The organism is Mesorhizobium prunaredense, assembly GCF_900156895.1.
Taxonomy (GTDB): domain Bacteria; phylum Pseudomonadota; class Alphaproteobacteria; order Rhizobiales; family Rhizobiaceae; genus Mesorhizobium; species Mesorhizobium prunaredense.
Genome location: NZ_FTPD01000015.1, coordinates 106276 through 126290 on the forward strand (window position 1 = coordinate 106276; position 20015 = coordinate 126290).

Consider the following 20015-nt stretch of genomic DNA (forward strand, 5'->3'; position numbering starts at 1 on the left):
GCGGCCGTTTTTGCCAGTTGGACGGTCGGGGATGGCCGCATGGAAGGTCTTGGCCGGCACGGACGCGGCCTGACAACCCCGACCGTTATGACGGCTGGATTCCCGGTTGGGCCGGGACAAAAACCAAGATGTTCAGGTCAATGCAGCGATACCGGCTGCCGGTGTTCGGCAACGAAGCCGACCGCACGCTCGACCACGCCCCTGTCGGCGAGGATGCGGCGGTGGCCGAGCCCGTCGGCCCAGTACAGCCGCACATGGTCGCCGGCGCCGGCATAGAGCCTTGCATGGTCGGCGGACACTTCGCGGTCGTCCGGAGCATGGATGACCAGCGTTGGCACCGGCGTGCTGGCAAGCTGGCGGTCGCCGGTGAATTCGTGCAGCGGCCGGCCGGCGATGCGTTCGACCCGGTCGGCCATGGCGGCCTGCGAGCGTGGGCCGACACTGAGCATGCGGCTGAAATCGTTGAAGATCTCCGGCAGCGAACTCGGTGCCGCGATCAGCACCAGCCGCTCGGCCGCGAGCGGCGGAATGTCCTTGACCGAACCGACGACGGCATTGGCGGCGACGGCACCGCCGAAGGAATGGCCGACGACCGCCACGAACGGGCCGAACCATTCGCCAGTGCGTCGGGCGGCTTCGACAGCGCTGACCAATGTGAGCCGGCGGCCCTGCGATTGGCCGTGGCCCGGCAGGTCGAGCGAGACAACCTTGTAGCCGGCGTCACGATAGGCTTCGATCAGCGTGCGCATATATTCGGTGCGCGAACGCCAGCCATGGATGACGAGCACCGTGCCGGCGGCCCACCTGCCCGGCTCTGGCCTGAATTCATGCACCATGACGCAGCCGTTTTTGGTCTTCAGCCGATGATGGCGTGCCTCGGCCATGAAGCCGGCGGCGCGCTCGACGGCGCGTCGCTCGCCGTCGCTGAGAATTTTGGCGTTCGGCGTGCGGCAGAACAGTTCGAATGCAGCGCGCCCGGTCAGGCGGGGAGCCACGTGTTCGGCGGCGGCAAACACGCCCCGGATGACCTTCAATCCAAATGATGCCATAGTGGCGATCCATCCATTCGTTCAAGCATGAACATAATAGTTCAAACATGAACATTAAACAAGAGCTGCCCTGGGACAACCCGCGTTTTCGCAACTGGGTCGCGGTGGCGCGCGCCTGTCATGTGCTGGAGCGCACGCTGGCAGTGAAGCTAGCGCCGCTGGACCTGAAGCCGGCGCAGCTCGACGTGCTGATGAACCTTTATCGCCATCCCGGCATGTCGCAGCACGATCTCGCCCGCCGGCTGCTGGTCGGCCGCTCCAACATCACCATGCTGCTGCCGCAACTCGAGACACGCGGCCTGCTGCGCCGCGAAGGCGATCAGAAGGACAAGCGCGTGCTGCGCCTGACCCTGACCGAAGCCGGCACGGAACTGCTGATGCAAGCGCTGAAGGTCCATATGGCGCTGATCGAGAAAGCGATGAGCCAGTCGACGCCGGAGCAATGCGACATGATCGGCGAGCAGATGCGCAAGATTGCCGACGTGCTTAGGGAAGCGTGACTGGAGCATCGGACCCAAAAGCCCGCCCTCGGGCCCGACCCTGGGGTGGAAAAGCGATCCGCTCACCACATCGACTTCTTTGCGCGCTCCGGGCCAGGGCCAGAGCTACCGATCGCGGCTTAGCCCCTTCTCTTCCAGCTCGGCGAGATAGGCGGCCCAGCGTGCGTCCTTCTCATGGCCCAGCGTATACAGGTAATTCCAGGTGAAGATGCCGGTATCGTGAAAATCGTCGAAGGTGATGCGGACGGCATAGTTGCCGACCGGTTCGATCTTCAGGACTTGAACGTTGCGCTTGCCGGGAACGGTTACGCGCTGTTCGGGCGAATGGCCCTGCACTTCGGCCGAGGGCGAGGCCACCCGCAGCAGCTCCGCCGGCAGCTCGAACGGCTGATGGCCAGAGAACGTCACGGTAAGCAGCCTGCGGTCCTTCGAGACCCTGAGTTCCTTCGGCGCCGTCATGGTGATAGGTTCCGCATCATCTGTCCTTACGCCGCTTCGCGTAGCGGGAAAAGGCCGCTTCGAACTTCCGACACGATCTGTCGGCGGCGCGATGTTGCCCAGGATCGAAACTTCTTATCTTGAATGGCAGGTTGGATCGTATCACATAGCCATATATATCGTATCACATAGCCATATATAACGAAGCCGTTCGCAGCCACGGGAAACGCACCAGCATGTACATGATCGATCCTTTTGGTCGCACGATCAGCTATCTGCGCGTTTCGGTCACCGACCGCTGCGACTTCCGCTGCACCTATTGCATGGCCGAGGACATGGCGTTCCTTCCCAAGAAGGATTTGCTGTCGCTGGAAGAGCTCGACCGGCTATGCACGGTTTTCGTCGAAAAGGGCGTCAGGAAACTGCGTCTTACCGGCGGCGAGCCGCTGGTGCGCAAGAACATCATGCATCTGGTGCGCCAGATTTCGCGTCATCTCGAAAGCGGCGCACTGGAAGAATTGACGCTGACCACCAACGGCTCGCAGCTTTCGCGCTTTGCCGCTGAGCTCGCCGATTGCGGGGTCAAGCGGATCAACGTCTCGCTGGACACGCTGGACCCGGAAAAATTCCGTCAGATTACCCGCTGGGGCAATCTCGACAAGGTCATGGATGGCATCGACGCCGCGCAGGCAGCGGGGCTGAAGGTGAAGCTCAATGCGGTGGCGCTGAAGGATTTCAATGACGCCGAGCTGCCTGAGATGCTGCGCTGGGCGCACGGCCGCGGCATGGAGTTGACGGTCATCGAAACCATGCCGATGGGCGAGATCGACGCCGACCGAACCGACCAGTATCTGCCGCTGTCGCTGCTGCGCGCAGCACTTGAGCGGCAGTTCACGCTGACCGACATCCCCTACAAGACCGGTGGTCCGGCCCGCTACGTCCACGTCGCCGAGACCGGCGGCAGGCTCGGCTTCATCACGCCGATGACACATAATTTTTGCGAAAGCTGCAACCGCGTCCGGCTGACCTGCACCGGCACGCTCTATATGTGCCTCGGCCAGGAAGATGCCGCCGACCTGCGCGCACCGTTGCGTGCATCCGAAGGCAACGAACTGGTCGCCGACGCCATTGATGAAGCCATTGGCCGCAAGCCGAAGGGCCATGATTTCATCATCGACCGCCGCACCAACCGTCCATCGGTATCGCGGCACATGAGCGTCACCGGCGGCTGATCTTCCTGGTCGCACCGCCGAAATAGATCCTGCCGCTCTTGCGAGAAGGTTGTAACGAGCCGCCGAAGGCCGTGGACCAGCCCTTTGACGTTGCTGTTTTGTGGCCGGCTGGTAGAGGCTTGATGCAGGACCACAGTGGTAACGCCTTTGCTTTTTTCCCCAAATCTTCGCGGTGCACTGTTCATGGTGGTGGCCATGAGTGGTTTCACCCTCAACGACGCGATCACCAAAGTCGCGTCGGAATCCATGAACATGGCGCAGGTCATGCTGATCCGCGGCGCCTTCGCTTCGCTTTTCGTAGGCCTGCTTGCCTGGCAGCGCGGTGCGCTTGCCCTGCCCGGCTCGATGCTGCAGCCGATGGTGGCGATACGCGTGATCGGCGAAGCCGGCGCTACCGCGTCGTTTCTCATCGCCCTTGCCCATCTGCCGATTGCCAACGTCTCGGCCGTGCTGCAGGCGCTGCCGCTGGCGGTGACGATGGGCGCAGCACTTGTGTTCAAGGAAGGCGTCGGCTGGCGGCGCTGGCTGGCCATCGCCATTGGCTTTGCCGGCGTGCTGATCATCGTGCGGCCCGGCTTCGAGGGGTTCAGCATCTATTCGCTGCTGGCGCTGGCCTGTGTCGCCTGTTGTGCGGTGCGTGACCTCGCCACCAAGCGGATACCGCAAGCCATTCCGACATTGCTGGTGTCGACCACCACGGCAGTCGCCATGACAATGCTCGGCGCCGCGTTGCTTTTGCCGATGGGTGGGTGGACCCCTATGACGGGAGAAAGCACGGGGTCGCTGGCAATGGCGGCAGTGCTCGTGGTCATCGGCTACCAGTTCATTATCATGGCGATGCGGGTGGGCGACATCTCGTTCATTGCGCCGTTCCGCTACACGGCCCTGCTCTGGTCGATCCTGCTTGGCCTGTTCATCTTCGGTGACGTTCCCGACCTGCCGATGATCCTCGGCGCCAGCGTCATCGTCGGCTCCGGCCTCTACGCACTTTACCGCGAACGGATCGTCGGCCGGCGCAAGACCGCCGCGGAAAGCGCTGGACCTGATATGGCGCCGGACGGCATATAGGCTTGCCGTTCGCGACGCGTGACCGCATGGACGATAGGCAATAACCGAAAAGATCGCCAGCATTCTGGCAGTGGAATTCCCGATGCTAACGTCGGACCATCACACACCTTTCTTCAACATCAATACACCAGACGACCTTGCCCGGGCCGAGGGTCTGTTGCAGAGCATGAAGCCATGATGAGACGCGTCTTCGGTATCACCGGCTGGAAGAATTCCGGCAAGACGACACTGACCGAAAAGCTGGTCGCCGAGCTCGTCCGGCGTGGCTGGAAAGTCTCGACGGTAAAACACGCTCATCATGCCTTCGACATCGACAAACCGGGGGCGGACAGTTTTCGCCACCGGCAGGCCGGGGCCACGGAAGTCGCCATCGTGTCGGACAGGCGCTGGGCGCTGATGCACGAATTGCGCGGCGAGGACGAGCCGACGCTGGATGCGATCCTGTCGCGGCTCGGCGCCTCCGACATCGTGCTGGTCGAAGGCTACAAGCGCGAGGCGCACAGCAAGATCGAGACGCGGCGGCTGGAAGCCAAGGACCGGGCGCCGCTTTCGGCAAACGATCCGCATATCGTCGCCATCGCCGCCGACTTCGCCATAGCCGACGAAAGCCTGCCTGTCTTCGATCTCGACGACACCAGATCGATAGCCGACTTCATCGAGCGGGCGACAGGTTTGACGCGCTGAGGGACTGCCGAAGAAGCATCGGCCGCCCCCTGTTTCCTCGTTGCCCCCCTGTTTTCCTCGGTTGTTTGCCTGCCGCAACGTCAGCATTGTCCGGGAATGCGAAACCCGCAAGCAACGGTTTTACGGTTGCTTTTTCTTGGGAAAGAATGGGAGTATCGCGCCAGCGGGCGGTCAAAAGAGCCGCCCACAGAGCCGTTTGGAACGACGGCCGGGAACATACAGAGAGGACCATCATGCGTACTGCACTGCGTATAGCGCTCGCCGCATCGGCGGCGCTGCTGACATTGGGCGTTGCCCAGGCTCAGGAGAAAACCTTGAGGATCGGCACGGAGGGAGCCTATCCGCCGTTCAACAACCTGACCGCTGATGGCCAGCTCGTTGGCTTCGACATCGATATCGCCAAGGCGCTTTGCGACGAGATGAAGGTGACGTGCACTTTCGTCGCACAGGATTGGGATGGCATCATCCCGGCGCTTCAGGCCGGCAAGTTCGACGCCATCGTCGCCTCGATGTCGATCACGCCGGAGCGTGCCGAGAAGGTCGATTTCACCAACAAATACTACAACACGCCGCCAGCGATCGCCGCGCCCAAGGACAGCGATATCAAAGGCGTGACCAAGGAGGACCTGGCCGGCAAGACGATCGGCGTGCAGGCGTCCACCACCCACTTCAATTATTCAACCAAGGCTTATGCCGACAGTACGATCAAGCCGTACCCGACCGCGCAGGAATACCAGCTCGATCTCGCCAATGGCCGCGTTGATGCGGTCAACGACGACATCACCGTTCTCGAAGGCTGGCTTGCCACGCCGGATGGCGCCTGCTGCAAGCTGATCGGTGCGATCACGCCCGACATCGAGATCCATGGTCCGGGTGCCGGCATCGCGGTACGCAAGGGCGATACCGCGTTGGTCAATCAGTTCAATAAGGCGATCGACGCCATCCGCGCCAACGGAAAGTACAAGGAAATCAACGACAAGTACTTCAAGTACGACGTCTACGGCGGCGAGTCCTGATCCTTCCGGATTGACAGCGAACGGCGGGACATCCCCGCCGTTTGCGCAAGCAGCGGCGCGCCAGGGCCGACGCCGCGCTCTAAAAAAAGCCCATAGAGGAGAACAGGCAGGCGGATGCAAAGCGTTTGGACGCTGCTCAGTTGGGGACCCGAAGGCTGGCTCGACGACATCGCCTATGGTGTTTTCATCACCGTTTCGCTTGCAGCCGCGACCCTGCCTCTCGGTCTGGTGATCGGCTTTCTCGTTGCGCTGGCCAAGCAATCCAACGAGCCGTCGCTGCGGCTGGCCGGCAATATCTACACCACGATCTTTCGTGGATTGCCTGAGCTGCTGACCCTGTTCATCATCTTTTACGGCGCGCAAATCGGCATCCAGCAATTGATGCGCCTGTATGACCCGACCGCCGCGGTCGAAGTGAATGCTTTTGTTTCCGGCATGATCGCGCTCGGCGTCGTCTTCTCGTCCTACGCCAGCGAGGTCTTCCTCTCCGCGTTCCGCGCCATCCCGAAGGGACAGTATGAGGGCGGCTATTCGGTTGGCCTGTCTGGCTGGCAGACGATGCGCCTGGTGGTGCTGCCGCAGCTTATCCGTATCGCGCTGCCGGGCCTTGCCAATCTGTGGCTCATCCTGCTCAAGGATACCGCCCTGGTTTCCGCTATCGGTCTTACCGACATATTGCGGCAAGCGGGCGTCGCCGCCCGCGTCACCAAGCACGCCTTCCTGTTTTTCGGTGTTGCCGCGCTTATTTATCTGCTCCTCGCCATCATATCGTCCTTCGGCATCAATGCGATCGAACGTGCAGTCGGCCGCCAGCAGGTGCAGCGATGAGTGCGGCAGCAGCCGACGTGGCGACAAAAGTCGAAAAACCGCCAGCAATCCCGCACGGCTGGCCGCGCCAGCGTATTCTCGGCTACGCGCTGGTCTGTATGTGGATAGCTTTTCTCGCCGGGATTGCCGCGTACCTCATTGTCGCCTGGAACGGCGAGCTTTTCGCGAAATATGCGCCATCCTATGTGACGGGCCTGGGTGTGACGCTGTTGCTGGTCGCCATCTCGATCGTGCTTGGCGCGATCCTGTCGGTGCCGATCGCCTATGCCCGCATGTCGAAGAACCGGTTTCTTTCGGGTCTCGCCTATGCCTATGTCTATTTCTTCCGTGGCACGCCGCTGCTGGCCCAGACCTTCCTTGTCTATTACGGCGTCGGCTCCTTCCGGCCTCAGCTCGATATGATTGGCCTCTGGGGCTTTTTCCGCGAGGCGTTCAACTGTGCAATCTTCGCCTTCTCGCTCAATACTGCCGCCTATCAGGCTGAAATCCTGCGCGGCGCGATCGAGAGCGTGCCCAGGGGCCAGTGGGAGGGCGCCGCCTCGCTCGGCCTGCACAAATTGCAGACGATGTGGAAGATCATCCTGCCGCAGGCACTGATCGTGGCGCTGCGTCCCTATGGCAACGAGATCATCCTGATGATCAAGGGCTCGGCGATCGTAGCCATCATCACCGTCTATGATCTGATGGGCATCACGAAGCTCACCTATTCGCGGACTTTCGACTTCCAGTCCTATGTCTGGGCGGCGATCATTTATCTGATCATTGTCGAAACGCTGCGCCACGCAGTCGAATGGATCGAACGGCGCATTACGATCCATCTGCAACGCTGACTCCCATCGCTTTGCCTGATCCGCTAAGAAGGCCGGAAAACAGGATTGAAGGGATTCGAAAACATGGCATCGGTGGCATTTCTCGGTCTTGGCGTCATGGGCTATCCAATGGCCGGACATCTCAGGAACAAGGGCGGCCACGACGTTACCGTCTACAACCGCACCAAAGCAAAGGCCGAGCAATGGGTTGCCCAGCATGGCGGCACTGTTGCCAACACGCCGGCTGAGGCCGCCGACGGCAAGGACTTTGTCTTTTGCTGCGTTGGCAATGACGACGATTTGCGCGCGGTGACGATTGGAGCCGAGGGTGCGTTCCAGTCGATGAAGCAGGGAGCCATCTTCATCGACAACACTACGGCCTCGGCTGAAGTCGCGCGCGAACTGGCGGAGAAGGCGCAAGTTCGCGGTTTTTCGTTCCTCGACGCACCGGTTTCCGGCGGCCAGGCCGGCGCCGAAAACGGCGTCCTGACCGTCATGGTCGGCGGCGAGCAGAAAGCCTTCGACAAAGCAAAACCTGTCATCGATGCCTATGCCCGCATGGTCGGGCTGATGGGCCGGGCCGGCTCGGGCCAGCTCACCAAGATGATCAACCAGATCTGCATCGCCGGTCTTGTCCAAGGGCTGGCCGAGGGCATCCATTTCGGCAAGAAAGCCGGGCTCGACATCGAAAAAGTCATCGAGGTGATCTCCAGGGGAGCGGCCGGCTCATGGCAGATGGAGAACCGCCACAAGACGATGAATGCCGGCAAATATGATTTCGGCTTCGCTGTCGACTGGATGCGCAAGGATCTCGGCATCTGCCTGGCGGAGGCCGACCGCAACGGCGCCAAGCTGCCGGTGACGGCACTTGTCGACCAGTTCTACAAGGATGTGCAGGGGATGGGCGGCAAACGCTGGGACACGTCTTCGTTGCTGGCGCGATTGGAAAAGTAGGTTTTGTCGTGGCCGAGCTTTCGCCACAATCCAGCGCCGAGGAGATTGTCGCCCATCTGCGCTCGATCGGCTCGCAGGAGAATCGCCTTGGCATGCTGCGCTTCGGCATCAAGATCGAACGTGCGCTCGGTATCCCGCATGGCGTGCAGCGGCAGATCGCCAAGAAAATCAAGCGCAACCACGAGCGTGCCTTCGAACTATGGGACTCGGGCATCATGGAAGCGCAGTTCATCGCTTCCGTCACAGCCGATCCGAATCGGTTTTCTGCTGCAGATGCAATACGATGGGCGGCGACTTTCGACTCGTGGGATATCGTCGACGGCGTCTCCGATCTCTTTGTCGATACGGATTGCTGGAAGGAGCTGATAGATGAGTTCGCGGCCGACGAACGGGAGTTCGTTCGACGCACGGCTTTTGCCATGATGGCCTGGTCGGTCGTCCACCGGAAGGAGGAGCCAGAGGCGACCTTCCTCGACTTCCTGTCGATCATCGAAGCGCAGGCCGGCGATGGCCGTAATTTTGTGAAGAAGGCGGTGAACTGGGCGCTTCGCTCTATCGGCAAGCGATCGATGAATTTGCATGGCGCTGCCCTTGCCCTGGCACAGAAGCTGGCCGGATCGACGGACAAGACGGCGCGCTGGATCGGCAAGGACGCTGCACGGGAGCTTTCCGATGCCAAGACGCTCGAGCGGCTCGCCAGGAAAGGCTGACCGGAGCCAAATCCGCTTTACTGAGGTGACGCGATCCACGCGCGCCGATTTCGAGAACCTGTTCGAGCAGCCTGGCGCACCAAAATACTGCTGGTGCATGGCCTGGCGCCACCTCGAAAACCGCGAGCACGCGTCAAACGACGCGAGGAGACGGGCCATGATGGCGCTCATCGAAGCCGGCACGCCGGTCGGTATCGTCGCCCATGCCGAAGGCAAGACCGTCGGCTGGTGCTCCGTGGCGCCGTGCGAGACCTATCGCAAGCTGTCGCAGGAGCAGGACGACAGCGAGGCGGGCGTATGGTCGATCGTCTGCTTCTTTGTGCCGAGGGCGTCGCGCGGCCGTGGACTGGCAAGCGGCCTGCTCGACGCGGCCATCGATCACGCATTCGCCAAAGGCGCCAGGACCATCAAGGCCTATCCGGTCGATCAGGCATCGCCGAGTTACCGTTTCATGGGCTTTCGACAGATGTTCGTGGCCCGCGGATTCCACGAGATCGGCATGGCCGGCTCGCGCCGGCATGTGATGCGGCTCGAACGTTGACGCAGTCGGCGACGGCAGCTTTACTCCTGTCAAATGGAGAGCACACGGTGAGCAATCGTCTCAAATTGACAGCGGCGCTGGCGGCCGTGCTGATTTCCATAGCGGCGGGCAGCGCTTCCGCCGAAACCGCGCGCATATTCTGGAAGGACCTGCGCCCGGCGACCCAGCCCGCTGCCGAAAGTGTCGGATTGCCGATGGTCGCGGCAAAAATGCCTGACCGTGGCGAGACGCTGTCTGTCAATTTGCGAGACAAGGCCGTCCAACTCGCGGGGTACGCGCTGCCGCTCGATCGGGACGGCGATCTCGTCTATCAGTTCCTGCTGGTACCGTGGACAGGGGCGTGCAGCCACATGCCGACGCCGCCGCCCAATCAGATCGTCCTCGTCACGCCCGCCCGCCCCTACAGGATGTCGCAAGCCTATCAGCCGGTTGCCGTGACCGGCGCCCTGGAGCCGGGCATGGAGAAAAGTCAGCTCTTCATCCTCGACGGTGTCAGCGTGATCCAGTCGGGTTATACCGTGCGCAAGGCGGAGGTGACGGATGTCGATCGCGTGCCCGACACGATCACGCTACCGGCAAACTCGCCGTGGAGTTTCCTCAACAAAAAGAAGAACTAACCAAAAACTCCTCAGGCAGCGTTGGCGCCCGATTCCTTGTCCAGAACCATGTAGTCGAGCGGCATTTCGGTCGTGTATTTGATCTGCTCCATGGCAAACGACGACGAGACGTCGCGGATCTCGATCTTGGCGATCAGCCGCTTGTAGAAGGCGTCGTAAGCAGCGATGTCGGGCACCACCACCCGCAAGAGATAGTCGACGTCGCCGCTCATCCGGTAGAACTCGACCACTTCCGGAAATTCCTGGATGACCTCCGAAAAGCGCCGCAGCCACTCATGGCTGTGCGAATTGGTGCGGATCGACACGAACACGGTGACGCGCACATTGACCTTTTCATGATCGAGGATGGCGACGCGCCGCTTGATGACGCCTTCCTCCTCGAGCTTCTGGATGCGCCGCCAGCAGGGCGTGGTCGACAGTCCGACTTTCTTGGCGACATCGGCGACCGCGAGTGTCGCGTCCTCCTGCAAGAGGCGGAGGATTTTTCTGTCAAGGCGGTCCATTTGGGTGCTCCCACGGGTAGATCAGGAATAGATTGGCTATAGTCCTTCTTATTTGGGCCATTCACAAGAAAGAAATTCTGTCAGATGGGGCAAAAGCGAGTGATTTCTTGCTTACGCTTCAGCCGAGGCGATAGCGGATTTCCGATCTCAGAAACGGCAGCAAATCCATTTCAAACCACGGATTGCGCTTCAGCCAGCCGGTGTTGCGCCACGACGGATGCGGTAGCGGCAGCACTTTCGGGGTGGTGGTTGCATTCCAGATGGTGCGCCAATCCATCACCGTCTCCGTCAGCGAGGGCCGGCGCGCGGCTCCCATGTGCCAGGATTGCGCATAGAGGCCGATCGTCAGCACCAGGTCGATATGTGACATCAGCGCCATCAGCGGCGCACGCCAGGCCGCTGCACATTCGCGGCGCGGAGGCAGGTCACCGCCCTTGGCATCCTGGCCGGGAAAGCAAAAGCCCATCGGCACGATGGCGAATTTGGTAGTGTCGTAGAATTCTTCGCTGCTGACCCCGAGCCAGTTCCGCAACCGATCGCCGGAGGCGTCGGTGAACGGCATGCCTGACATATGCACCTTGGTGCCCGGTGCCTGGCTGGCAATCAGGATACGGGCGCTCGAAGACGGCCTGAGCACCGGGCGCGGCTCGTGAGGCAACGGCCGGCCGACCGGGTTTTCGACGCAGATTCGGCAGGCGCGTACCCTCGCCGCGAAGTTTTCCAGCTCTTCGCTCATGCCTGGGGCTCATCCTCAGGCGGCGGCGCTCGGCCGGCTGGAGATCGCCTGATGCCAGCGCAGCACGTTGACACAGTCTTCCGGCACTTTGATGCGCGCCGGCTTCATGAAGTCGATGGCAATCAGCCCGGTGATGTCGGCGATCGAATAGGCGTCGCCGGCGACGAATTCCCGGTTCGCCAACTCGTCGTCGAGGAGTCTCAGGAATGCAACGGCTTTCGGCTTGTTGGCCTCGCCCCATTCGGGAATTTGCGGAATCTCCCATTCCTTCATCGCCGGATGGACATGTCGGAACGCAGCGCTGACGCAATTGAGCAAGTTGAGCTCCATCCGTCTTTGCCACATCTCGACCAGCGCTTTGCCGAGCGCGCCGTGGCCGAACAACGCCGGTTCCGGGTGCAACTCCTCGAAATAGCGGCAGATGGCGACGGATTCGGTGATGACGGTGCCGTCGTCGAGTTCGAGCACCGGCAGACGCTGCAGCGGGTTGCGCGAACTGACCGGCTGCTCCCTGTGCTCCAGCGCGCCCATGTCGACGGGCACCAGCGGAACCTCAAGCCCCTTCTCGGCGAGGAAGACGCGAACCCGCCGTGGATTTGGCGCCCGGCCGCCGTCGAAGAGTTTCATCCCATTCCTCCTTTCGCCTCGGCCCGACGACCGGAATCGATTGCCGGACAGCACGACGCGAAGAAAAAAATCTTAGCGCATGGCTTGTGTCGTCCGACTGGACGCACGTCGCTCTGTTGCAACACTATAGGGTTGACCATCACCAGAAGCGAAAAATTTCTCGCAAGCCATCGCCGATCGAAGCCAAACGGCCGTGCTTTCTTTCGACCACTTCGTGATCGTGGCTCTCGCGCCAATCGTGCGGCTCGTCGAAAGTGCCGGCCCAGATGCCAGCCTTGCCTGATCGGGCAGCGGCCTCCTCGGTTTCGAAATCGCCATAGGCAACTGCCCAGCCGGCCTCGACCTGGGCGCGGTTGAGATCCTTGCCGCCGGCGTTGCAATCGCCGAGCAGCCGGCGGTATCGATCGCGCTGCCAGCCGGTGCAGGAGACGGGTTCGCCTGATATCAGACGTACCAGCGACTGCCGCGCCAGCTTGCCGCAGGGATAGTCGGCGCCGTCCTTGCGGCAGATTTGCGAATATTCTGGCGCATCGATGCCGCGCATGCGGATGCGCTCGGTACCGAGCGTGATCGTATCGCCGTCATTGACGACGGCGGCCCCTTCGGTCTTGCGCGTCTCGATCCGATCAAGGCGCGCCGCCAGAAGAATCAGCAGACCGAGGACAAGCACGGCCAGTGCGTAGTCCACCAGCCGGCGCCAAAGGCTTCGCGGCCGCGGCGGGACGTATCGCTGTCCCGGCCGCCGCGACCACGAACGGCTCATATGGCAAACCGTTGGTTAATCATTCGAACGTAGCTTAACAATTTGAAACCGCTGCCCGCATAAATTGAAGTCTCCATGCCCTCGCAACGTTCGACCACAGCGGACAAGTTTATTGTGGACCGCCGAAAACCCCATCGCAACAGCGATGTGGCGCGCGCGGTGCGCAAGACGCGCGACCGTCTTTCGCAGCAGGCCGGAAATCCTGATTTCGACCGCGAGCTGTTGAAACTCCACGCCCGTGCGATGATAGGCGGCGCGATCATAGTTCCGCTTCTCGTCCTGGCGACCGCCGCGACCGGTCTGTTTGCTGGCGTCGGTAAGGCAATTGGCGTCTGGGCGCCTCTTATACTCATCTGCTACACCATCGTCGTGTTCATGGCGAGGCGCGTCGACAGAACGGAAGCTGCCGAGCTCAACCCGCTGCAAACGCACCGTGATTTCCTGATAGGCCATTTCCTTTGCGGCCTGGGCTGGGCCTGGTTTGCCTGGCTCGGTTGCGACGCTTGCCAGGTCGACCAGTTCCAGTTGATCAAGGCGGTGGTGCTGCTGCTTGCCATGGCAGCGACCGCGATCACAGCGTCATCGTTGCGCGGTGCGTTGCTGGCGACTTTCGCCGTTCCGGTGGCCGCCTATGCCTATGCCGGCGCCAGGCAGTGGATGCCGGTCGAATTGATCATGGCCGGGCTGCTGATTGTCTCGCTGCCCTTCTTCGCCTATGTGGCGCGCCGCCTCAATCGCTCGTCCTTGATGCTGCTCTCGTTCCGCTCCGAAAAGGACGCGCTGATTGCCGAATTGGACACGGCGAAATCGATGTCGGACGAAGCGCGCCGACGGGCGGAGGACGCCAATCTGGCAAAGTCGCGTTTTTTGGCCTCGATGAGCCATGAGTTGCGGACGCCGCTCAACGCCATTCTCGGTTTTTCCGAGGTGATGGCGAACGAGGTGCTCGGACCGATGAGCAACCCGACCTATCGCGACTATGCTCGCGACGTCCATGACTCTGGCCAGCACCTGCTCGACCTGATCAACGAAATCCTCGACTTGTCGCGCATCGAAGCGGGCCGCTACCAGCTCAACGAAGAGCCGATGATGCTGCTTTCCGTCGTCGAGGATTGCTGTCACATGATGGAGCTGAAGGCGCGCAACAAGGACATCCGTATCGTCCAGGATTTCGAACACGCCTTGCCGCGCCTGTTCGCCGACGAACGCGCGGTGCGACAGATCGCGCTCAATCTTTTGTCGAACGCAATCAAGTTCACCGGAACAGGCGGCGAGATCCGCGTGCGTGTTGGCTGGACGGCGGGCGGCGGCCAATACTTCTCCGTCAAAGACAATGGGCCCGGCATTCCGGAAGACGAGATTCCGGTCGTGCTGTCCGCCTTCGGCCAGGGTTCCATCGCCATCAAGAGCGCCGAGCAAGGCACCGGACTTGGCCTGCCGATCGTCCAAAGCCTGCTCGCCATGCATGGCGGCGAGTTCGAACTCCATTCCAAACTGCGCGAAGGCACCGAGGCGATCGCCATCTTTCCGTTGAGCCGGGTGATGGAGGAATTGCCGGCGCTGCCGACCAGGGCCGTTGCCGCGCGCCGGCGATAGACGCTTAATGCATGTCGCGCAAAAGTGTGCAGCGGTTTTGCGATAACGACATGCGTAAAAACAACAACCTAAAGCGCGTCGCATGAGGCGGGTCGAACGCGACGCGCTTTAATGAAGCGCCGCTGCCATGCCCGAGGCGGTGAGCGCAGCGGCTTTGACCAGACCTGCCGCAAGTGCCGCCCCTGCCCCCTCGCCGTGGCTGACGCCGAGATCAAGCAGCGGGCGCAAGCCGAGCCGCTCGGCGGCCCGAGCATGCGCAGGCTCTGGCGACAGGCTGGCAAGCAGGCAATGGTCGAGCGCAGTGGCATCGGCGGCATGCAGCGCCGCCGCAGCGGCGGTCGCCACCAATCCATCGAGCAGGACGGGGATCTTCTGCGTCCGGGCGGCGAGGATGGCGCCGGCAATCGCTGCGAACTCACGGCCGCCAACCCGGCGCAACGCTTCCAGCGGGTCCCTGAGACCGGTGCCGTGGAAGGCTAGCGCGGCATCGACCACTTCCGCCTTGCGCACCCGCATCGATGCATCGGCGCCCGATCCGGATCCGACCCAATCGGCGCCCTTGCCGCCAAACAGTGCGGCAAACAAAGTCGCTGCAACGGTGGAATTGCCGACGCCGAGGTCGCCAAGGCAAAGCAGATCGGTGCCGCCGGCGATCGCCTCCATGCCGAAGGCCATGGTGGCGGCGCAGCCGCGCTCGTCAAGTGCTGCGTCCTCGGTGATGTCGGCGGTCGGAATGTGCAGCGCTAGATCGAACACTTTCAGCCCGAGATCATTGGCGATGCAGATCTGGTTGACCGCCGCACCCCCGGCCGCGCAAAGCTCGACGGCGTTCGCCGTGGCAGCGACAGGCCGTGGCGAAATGCCGTGGCGAGCGACGCCGTGATTGCCGGCGAAGATCGCCACCAGGGGCCGGTTCACTGCCGGCGGCGCACGGCCGCTCCAGGCAGCGAGCCACGCGGCGATGTCCTCGATGCGGCCGAGCGAACCTTTGGGTTTGTCGACTTTGGCAAACAGCGCACGTACGCGGGCTTCGGCTGCCGTGTCGGCCGGCGGCAGGGTCGCCAGAAGATTGCGAAAATCGTCGAAGGGCAGCGCGCTGGTCATGTCGTTGGTGATCGTTCCCAGAGTTGGTGAGCGGCATAGCCGCCTTGCTCGGCCGGCACAACTGCCTGCATTGACGCGAAAGTGGTTGCCGGCGGCGCATTCCGGAGGGCTTGCATAGGCCTTGCCGTTACACCATGTGGAGGCGGGACAAGGGATTCCTTGGGAACCCTGAGAGAATATCATGACGGCCATCGAATCCCCATGCATCCTGGTCTGTTCGATCGATATGAAAACCGGCTTCTGCTTCGGTTGCGGCCGCACGCGCGAGGAAATCGGCGCCTGGATCGAGATGACCCCTGAAATCCGCCGCAGCGTCATGGCCGAGCTGCCGGCCCGGCTGGAAACGGTTGAACGAAAACCGCGCCGGGAAACCCGCCGCACCCGCTTCGCGCGCGAACGCGACGCTCTCTCGTGAGCCACATATGAACCGGTTTTTCTGGCTTTTGATGATCGCGATCGGGGCAGGCGTGATCCTGCTCATACTCAACGATTCCGCCGGCAGCACATTCGGCGTCGAGAATTACGATTTCAGCCGGCTGATCTGGCTCGGCGCATTGGTCGCACTCATCGGTGCCGGCCTGCTCAGATCAGGCAGACCCTTGGGCGCGATGGCCCGCAACCTCGGCACCTGGGCCGTCATCGTGCTCGCACTGATCGCCGGCTACCAGTACCGTTATGAGTTGCAGGATTTCGCCAGCCGGGTAACGGCCGGCCTTGTTCCCGGCAGTCCGCTGGCATTGGGCCTTGAGGACGGCCATGCCACGGTGACCCTGGACAAGGCCGGAAATGGCCATTTCGAAGCGCGCATCATGGTCAACGGCACGCCGGTCCGGGCCGTGGTCGATACCGGTGCCACCAGCACCGTGCTGACCGCGCAGGACGCGCAAGCGGCCGGGTTCAATCCAGCCGCTCTCAATTTCACCATACCGGTTTCCACCGCCAACGGCATGGCACGCGCCGCCGCCGTGAGAACCGACGAATTGGCGATCGGCGGGATCGTACGCAAGGACATGCCGGTCATGATCGCAGCGCCCGGCATGCTTGGCCAGAGCCTGCTCGGCATGAATTTCATCGGCTCACTGTCCGGTTTCGACGTTCGCGGCGACCGCATGATCTTGCGCGATTGAACAGTCCGGCCGCTGCGCCGCTCAGTGAGCGTTAAGCATCTCGACCGCTTGATCAAACCGGCCGTCCCGCTCCGCCCAGCGCAGGAAGCCCACGCGCTCCACCAGGATCTCCTTGGGCGTCGGCTCCCGGCTGAACAACGCCATCGCCTCGTCGACAAGCGCATCGAGCGGCATATATTCGTCGCGCGTCGACTGGCCAGGTGTGAGTTCAGTGCGAACCGCTGGCGGCGAAAGCTCGATCACTTCGACCTTGCCCCTGAGTTGCTCGCGCAACGACACCGTATAGGAATGGATCGCCGCCTTGGTGGCATTGTAGGTCGGCGTGCCACTCAGCGGCACGAAGGCCAGGCCTGACGAGACATTGACGATCACGGCATTTTGCCGGGTCGCCAGATGGTCGACCAGCGCGTTGGTGAGACGGATTGGCCCCAAACTGCCCATCCGAGCTCGACGTCGTGCCGTCGCCCCACACTGCAGCAATCGGCAGGCGATGCTGGGCATTGATGATGGTGGCAGGCGCTGCCCTATAGGTGTCTTCGCGGACGTAGGCATCCTGCGTCCAGACGAGTTGGTCACGGGTGACGCCTTGACTGGCGGCGGCCATGCGGGACAGGCCGAGATTGGTGGCGTCCGCAAGGATAGCTGCCAATAGCGCGCTCTCGTTGGGACAGTCGGTCAGCGTAGCGAGCATCTCCGACACTTTGCAAACTCTCAATCCGGGAAACTTCAAGGGCAAATCGTGACCCAAAGCCGACCAGAGCAGGACTAGGCGCCGAAGCGATACTCTTTTATCATGGAAACAGTTGCCCAGCGCCGGAAACTACCATGGAGCGCAGGCTTGCGGCGATACTTGCCGCTGACATCGTTGGCTACAGCCGCCTTATGGAAGCCGATGAGGCGGATACCCTCGCGCGCCTGAAGAGCACCCGCGAGAACCTGATCAATCCGAAGATCGCCGCTCATAAGGGGCGCATCGTGAAGCTCATGGGCGACGGCGCGCTGATAGAATTCTCCAGCGTGGTCGACGCGGTCGGTTGCGCCGTCGAAATCCAGCGGACGATGGCGGAGTGCAACGCCGAACTGCCGAAGGAAAAACAACTCGAATTCCGCATTGGCGTAAACCTTGGCGATGTAATTGTCGAAGGGCAGGATATCTATGGCGACGGCGTGAATGTCGCGGCGAGACTGGAAGGATTGGCCGAACCCGGGGGCGTCCTAATTTCAGGAACGGCATTCGATCAGGTCGAGAGAAAGCTGGATTTTGAGTTCGAATTTTTGGGTGAACAAAAGCTCAAGAACATCGAAAAACCTGTTCGCCTGTATCGGGTAGGCCCGCGGGCACGCGCCGCGTCCGGAACAGTTCCAGCAAAACGCAAACGTCATATCGAATGGCGCCGGCTGACAGTCGCGGCGACGGCGCTGATCCTGATCGCCGGAGGTGTAGCGCTTTGGAAGGTGGTCGGGGACGGTTCAGGACCGCCGGTCGAGGTGGCCTCCAGGGAAAGAATGGCGCTCCCGCTGCCCGATAAGCCGTCAGTCGCCGTGCTCCCGTTCACCAACATGTCCGACGAGGCGGGGCAAGAGGCCTTTACTGACGGCATGACCGATGACTTGATCACCGACCTTTCCAAGGTTTCCGGCCTCTTCGTGATCGCGCGAAACTCGACATTCGTTTACCGCGGCAAGCCGGTAAAAATCAGCCAGGTCGCCGAAGAACTTGGCGTCCGTTACGTCCTCGAAGGGAGCGTCCGTCGCGCCGGCGAGCAGGTGCGAGTCAACGCCCAGCTCATCGATGCCCTCACCGGCGGGCATGTGTGGGCGGACAGGTTCGATGGAAACGTCGCCGATATTTTTGCGGTCCAGGACGTTTTTGTCGCAAAGATCGTCGAAGCGTTGAAGGTCAATCTCACCACCACCGAAAAAACGGAAATTGCCCGCGCCAAGCCGGACAACATTGCAGCCAAGGAAGCTTTCGAAGAGGGTTGGAGCCTTTATCTCCGTTACAACGCAAAGGACACAGCTGCCGCCATCACTTCCTTGAAAAAAGCAACCGAACTTGATCCCGAATATGGGCGCGCTTATGCCGCCCTGGCGCTGGCCTACTTCCGCGTCGTTGAGTCACTCTGGGGTAAAGAACTCGGTAGGGACGAACCATATTTCTGGTGGGGAGCTCACGATTACGTAGAGCTGGCCAAGAAATATCCAACGTCACTGTCTTATACGGTCGAGGCATCGCGAGATGCATATGAAGGTCGAACCGAAGACGCACGCAGGAATGCCGGTCGAGCGATTGCATTGGATCCCAACGACCCCGAAGCACACATAGCAACGGCTTGGGCGCTGACGATCTCAGGCGAACCTGCCGAGGCGCTGAATTTCGTCGCGACCGCCATGCGGCTCAACCCGAACTATCCAAGCCACTACGTTCTCGCTCGTGGATTGGCGCTTTTTGCAATGGGCGATCTGAAACAAGCGGCTGAGGTGTTCGGAGAAGGGGTCAGGCGAAACCCAGACGCAACTGCGCTCTTTCTACCTCTCAGTTCCGTGCTGGCGCAGCTCGGTCGCCGGGAAGAAGCGAGGCAAATGCTGGAGAAGTTCCGGCCCGGCATAGGCCAGAAAGGCCTCGAAAACATTCCCGACACCTTACACCTCTCGTTCAAATCGGATTATGAGCACGCAAGCGTCCGGGAGCGCCTGAATGACGGCGTCCGTATCGCTGCGCTGCCTCTGGACGTCACCGTTACGAGCCTGGAAGCAGAGCTTGAGACCGGCAATCCCCTTTCCCAGCTATACGCAACGAGGCGACTGGGCTGGTTTGGACCAGCGGCAGCACAAGCCGTTCCGACTCTGGTCGAGGCGCTCAAGGTTGAGCATCTCCGCCGGGAGGCCATCGAGGCGCTGGGAAAGATCGGGCCTCCGGCACGAGCTGCGATACCTGCGCTCGTGGCACTCCAGAATGAAGCTCTGGTTGGCATTTACGCAAAGGACGCGCTGTCCAGAATCAGAGACAATTGATGGACCCTGGACGCGCGCCAGGGATTTCCGCTTGTGGCCCAACCGCGACCTGCTGCGATGTAGGCTCCGGAGCCGCTGTTGGGGGACAAGGAGACATC

Annotated in this window: 21 protein-coding genes and 3 pseudogenes; 15 read left to right on the forward strand and 9 right to left on the reverse strand. The window is 61.7% G+C overall.

Annotation, left to right across the window (positions count from 1 at the left end; translation table 11 throughout):
• Positions 1–137: 137 nt before the first annotated feature.
• Positions 138–1049 (reverse strand): alpha/beta hydrolase, encoded by a 912-nt coding sequence (locus tag BQ8794_RS13405; RefSeq protein ID WP_077378060.1) that lies wholly within the window; start codon positions 1047–1049, stop codon positions 138–140.
• A gap of 47 nt (positions 1050–1096) precedes the next feature.
• On the opposite strand from BQ8794_RS13405, the gene BQ8794_RS13410 reads away from it, so the two are divergent.
• Positions 1097–1549 carry a MarR family winged helix-turn-helix transcriptional regulator gene (locus BQ8794_RS13410; protein WP_077378063.1) on the forward strand — a complete coding sequence of 151 codons (453 nt, stop codon included), beginning with the start codon at positions 1097–1099 and terminating at the stop codon, positions 1547–1549.
• Between the two features lie 105 nt (positions 1550–1654).
• On the opposite strand, the gene BQ8794_RS13415 is transcribed toward BQ8794_RS13410, so the two are convergent.
• Complete coding sequence (locus tag BQ8794_RS13415; RefSeq protein ID WP_077378066.1) at positions 1655–2008, reverse strand: gamma-butyrobetaine hydroxylase family protein; 354 nt, start codon at positions 2006–2008, stop codon at positions 1655–1657.
• Between the two features lie 215 nt (positions 2009–2223).
• Between BQ8794_RS13415 and moaA the strand changes: the two genes are divergently transcribed.
• From moaA to BQ8794_RS13470, 10 genes are all read left to right on the forward strand, one after another.
• Positions 2224–3219 (forward strand): GTP 3',8-cyclase MoaA, encoded by a 996-nt coding sequence (gene moaA / locus BQ8794_RS13420; RefSeq protein WP_077378069.1) that lies wholly within the window; start codon positions 2224–2226, stop codon positions 3217–3219.
• Positions 3220–3366: 147 nt separating this feature from the next.
• Entirely contained in the window at positions 3367–4287 is a 921-nt protein-coding gene (locus BQ8794_RS13425) for a DMT family transporter (RefSeq protein ID WP_143744544.1), read from the forward strand.
• Positions 4288–4461: 174 nt separating this feature from the next.
• On the forward strand, positions 4462–4971 hold the full coding sequence (gene mobB / locus BQ8794_RS13435; RefSeq protein ID WP_077378075.1) for a molybdopterin-guanine dinucleotide biosynthesis protein B: 510 nt from the start codon (positions 4462–4464) through the stop codon (positions 4969–4971).
• A gap of 233 nt (positions 4972–5204) precedes the next feature.
• Entirely contained in the window at positions 5205–5987 is a 783-nt protein-coding gene (locus BQ8794_RS13440; RefSeq protein ID WP_077378078.1) for an ABC transporter substrate-binding protein, read from the forward strand.
• A 114-nt stretch (positions 5988–6101) separates the two neighbouring features.
• Positions 6102–6815 carry an ABC transporter permease gene (locus BQ8794_RS13445; protein ID WP_077378081.1) on the forward strand — a complete coding sequence of 238 codons (714 nt, stop codon included), beginning with the start codon at positions 6102–6104 and terminating at the stop codon, positions 6813–6815.
• Entirely contained in the window at positions 6812–7645 is an 834-nt protein-coding gene (locus BQ8794_RS13450; RefSeq protein ID WP_077378084.1) for an ABC transporter permease, read from the forward strand. The genes BQ8794_RS13445 and BQ8794_RS13450 overlap by 4 nt, the downstream gene beginning before the upstream one ends.
• Positions 7646–7708: 63 nt before the next feature.
• Positions 7709–8578: an NAD(P)-dependent oxidoreductase gene (locus BQ8794_RS13455; protein WP_077378382.1), complete on the forward strand. Its 870-nt coding sequence runs from the start codon at positions 7709–7711 to the stop codon at positions 8576–8578.
• Positions 8579–8586: 8 nt separating this feature from the next.
• Positions 8587–9288 carry a DNA alkylation repair protein gene (locus BQ8794_RS13460; RefSeq protein ID WP_077378088.1) on the forward strand — a complete coding sequence of 234 codons (702 nt, stop codon included), beginning with the start codon at positions 8587–8589 and terminating at the stop codon, positions 9286–9288.
• A 97-nt stretch (positions 9289–9385) separates the two neighbouring features.
• Positions 9386–9829 (forward strand): GNAT family N-acetyltransferase, encoded by a 444-nt coding sequence (locus BQ8794_RS13465; protein ID WP_280174585.1) that lies wholly within the window; start codon positions 9386–9388, stop codon positions 9827–9829.
• A 65-nt stretch (positions 9830–9894) separates the two neighbouring features.
• Positions 9895–10446, forward strand: a complete 552-nt coding sequence (locus BQ8794_RS13470; protein WP_244554939.1) for a DUF3299 domain-containing protein — start codon at positions 9895–9897, stop codon at positions 10444–10446.
• An 11-nt stretch (positions 10447–10457) separates the two neighbouring features.
• Here the strand turns inward: BQ8794_RS13470 and BQ8794_RS13475 are convergent, their stop codons facing one another.
• The 4 genes and pseudogenes from BQ8794_RS13475 to BQ8794_RS13490 all read right to left on the reverse strand — a co-directional run bounded on the left by BQ8794_RS13475 (position 10458) and on the right by BQ8794_RS13490 (position 13075).
• Complete coding sequence (locus BQ8794_RS13475; protein ID WP_006333679.1) at positions 10458–10949, reverse strand: Lrp/AsnC family transcriptional regulator; 492 nt, start codon at positions 10947–10949, stop codon at positions 10458–10460.
• A 118-nt stretch (positions 10950–11067) separates the two neighbouring features.
• Positions 11068–11685: pseudogene (locus tag BQ8794_RS13480) on the reverse strand (uracil-DNA glycosylase family protein); the annotation flags it as partial.
• A gap of 15 nt (positions 11686–11700) precedes the next feature.
• Positions 11701–12312 carry a glutathione S-transferase gene (locus BQ8794_RS13485; RefSeq protein WP_077378099.1) on the reverse strand — a complete coding sequence of 204 codons (612 nt, stop codon included), beginning with the start codon at positions 12310–12312 and terminating at the stop codon, positions 11701–11703.
• A gap of 139 nt (positions 12313–12451) precedes the next feature.
• Positions 12452–13075 carry a thermonuclease family protein gene (locus BQ8794_RS13490; protein WP_077378103.1) on the reverse strand — a complete coding sequence of 208 codons (624 nt, stop codon included), beginning with the start codon at positions 13073–13075 and terminating at the stop codon, positions 12452–12454.
• A 75-nt stretch (positions 13076–13150) separates the two neighbouring features.
• On the opposite strand from BQ8794_RS13490, the gene BQ8794_RS13495 reads away from it, so the two are divergent.
• A complete protein-coding gene (locus BQ8794_RS13495) occupies positions 13151–14671 on the forward strand; it encodes a sensor histidine kinase (RefSeq protein ID WP_077378106.1) in 1521 nt (506 codons plus the stop codon).
• A gap of 108 nt (positions 14672–14779) precedes the next feature.
• Here BQ8794_RS13495 and BQ8794_RS13500 read toward each other — a convergent pair whose 3' ends face one another.
• The gene (locus BQ8794_RS13500) at positions 14780–15775 is read right to left on the reverse strand and encodes a nicotinate-nucleotide--dimethylbenzimidazole phosphoribosyltransferase (RefSeq protein ID WP_077378109.1); all 996 of its coding nucleotides are present in this window, start codon (positions 15773–15775) and stop codon (positions 14780–14782) included.
• A gap of 181 nt (positions 15776–15956) precedes the next feature.
• Between BQ8794_RS13500 and BQ8794_RS13505 the strand changes: the two genes are divergently transcribed.
• Both BQ8794_RS13505 and BQ8794_RS13510 read left to right on the forward strand, forming a co-directional pair.
• Complete coding sequence (locus BQ8794_RS13505) at positions 15957–16190, forward strand: DUF1289 domain-containing protein (RefSeq protein WP_077378111.1); 234 nt, start codon at positions 15957–15959, stop codon at positions 16188–16190.
• Between the two features lie 7 nt (positions 16191–16197).
• Positions 16198–16902, forward strand: coding sequence for a TIGR02281 family clan AA aspartic protease (locus BQ8794_RS13510; protein ID WP_077378114.1), 705 nt, complete (start codon positions 16198–16200; stop codon positions 16900–16902).
• 21 nt (positions 16903–16923) lie between these two features.
• On the opposite strand, the pseudogene BQ8794_RS13515 reads toward BQ8794_RS13510, so the two are convergent.
• Positions 16924–17334, reverse strand: a pseudogene (locus BQ8794_RS13515) (SDR family NAD(P)-dependent oxidoreductase); the annotation flags it as partial.
• Positions 17333–17590 (reverse strand): annotated as a pseudogene (locus tag BQ8794_RS13520) (Tn3 family transposase); the annotation flags it as partial. The pseudogenes BQ8794_RS13515 and BQ8794_RS13520, both read right to left, overlap by 2 nt.
• A 137-nt stretch (positions 17591–17727) precedes the next feature.
• On the opposite strand from BQ8794_RS13520, the gene BQ8794_RS13525 reads away from it, so the two are divergent.
• Positions 17728–19917: a tetratricopeptide repeat protein gene (locus tag BQ8794_RS13525; RefSeq protein WP_077378120.1), complete on the forward strand. Its 2190-nt coding sequence runs from the start codon at positions 17728–17730 to the stop codon at positions 19915–19917.
• Positions 19918–20015: the final 98 nt, after the last annotated feature.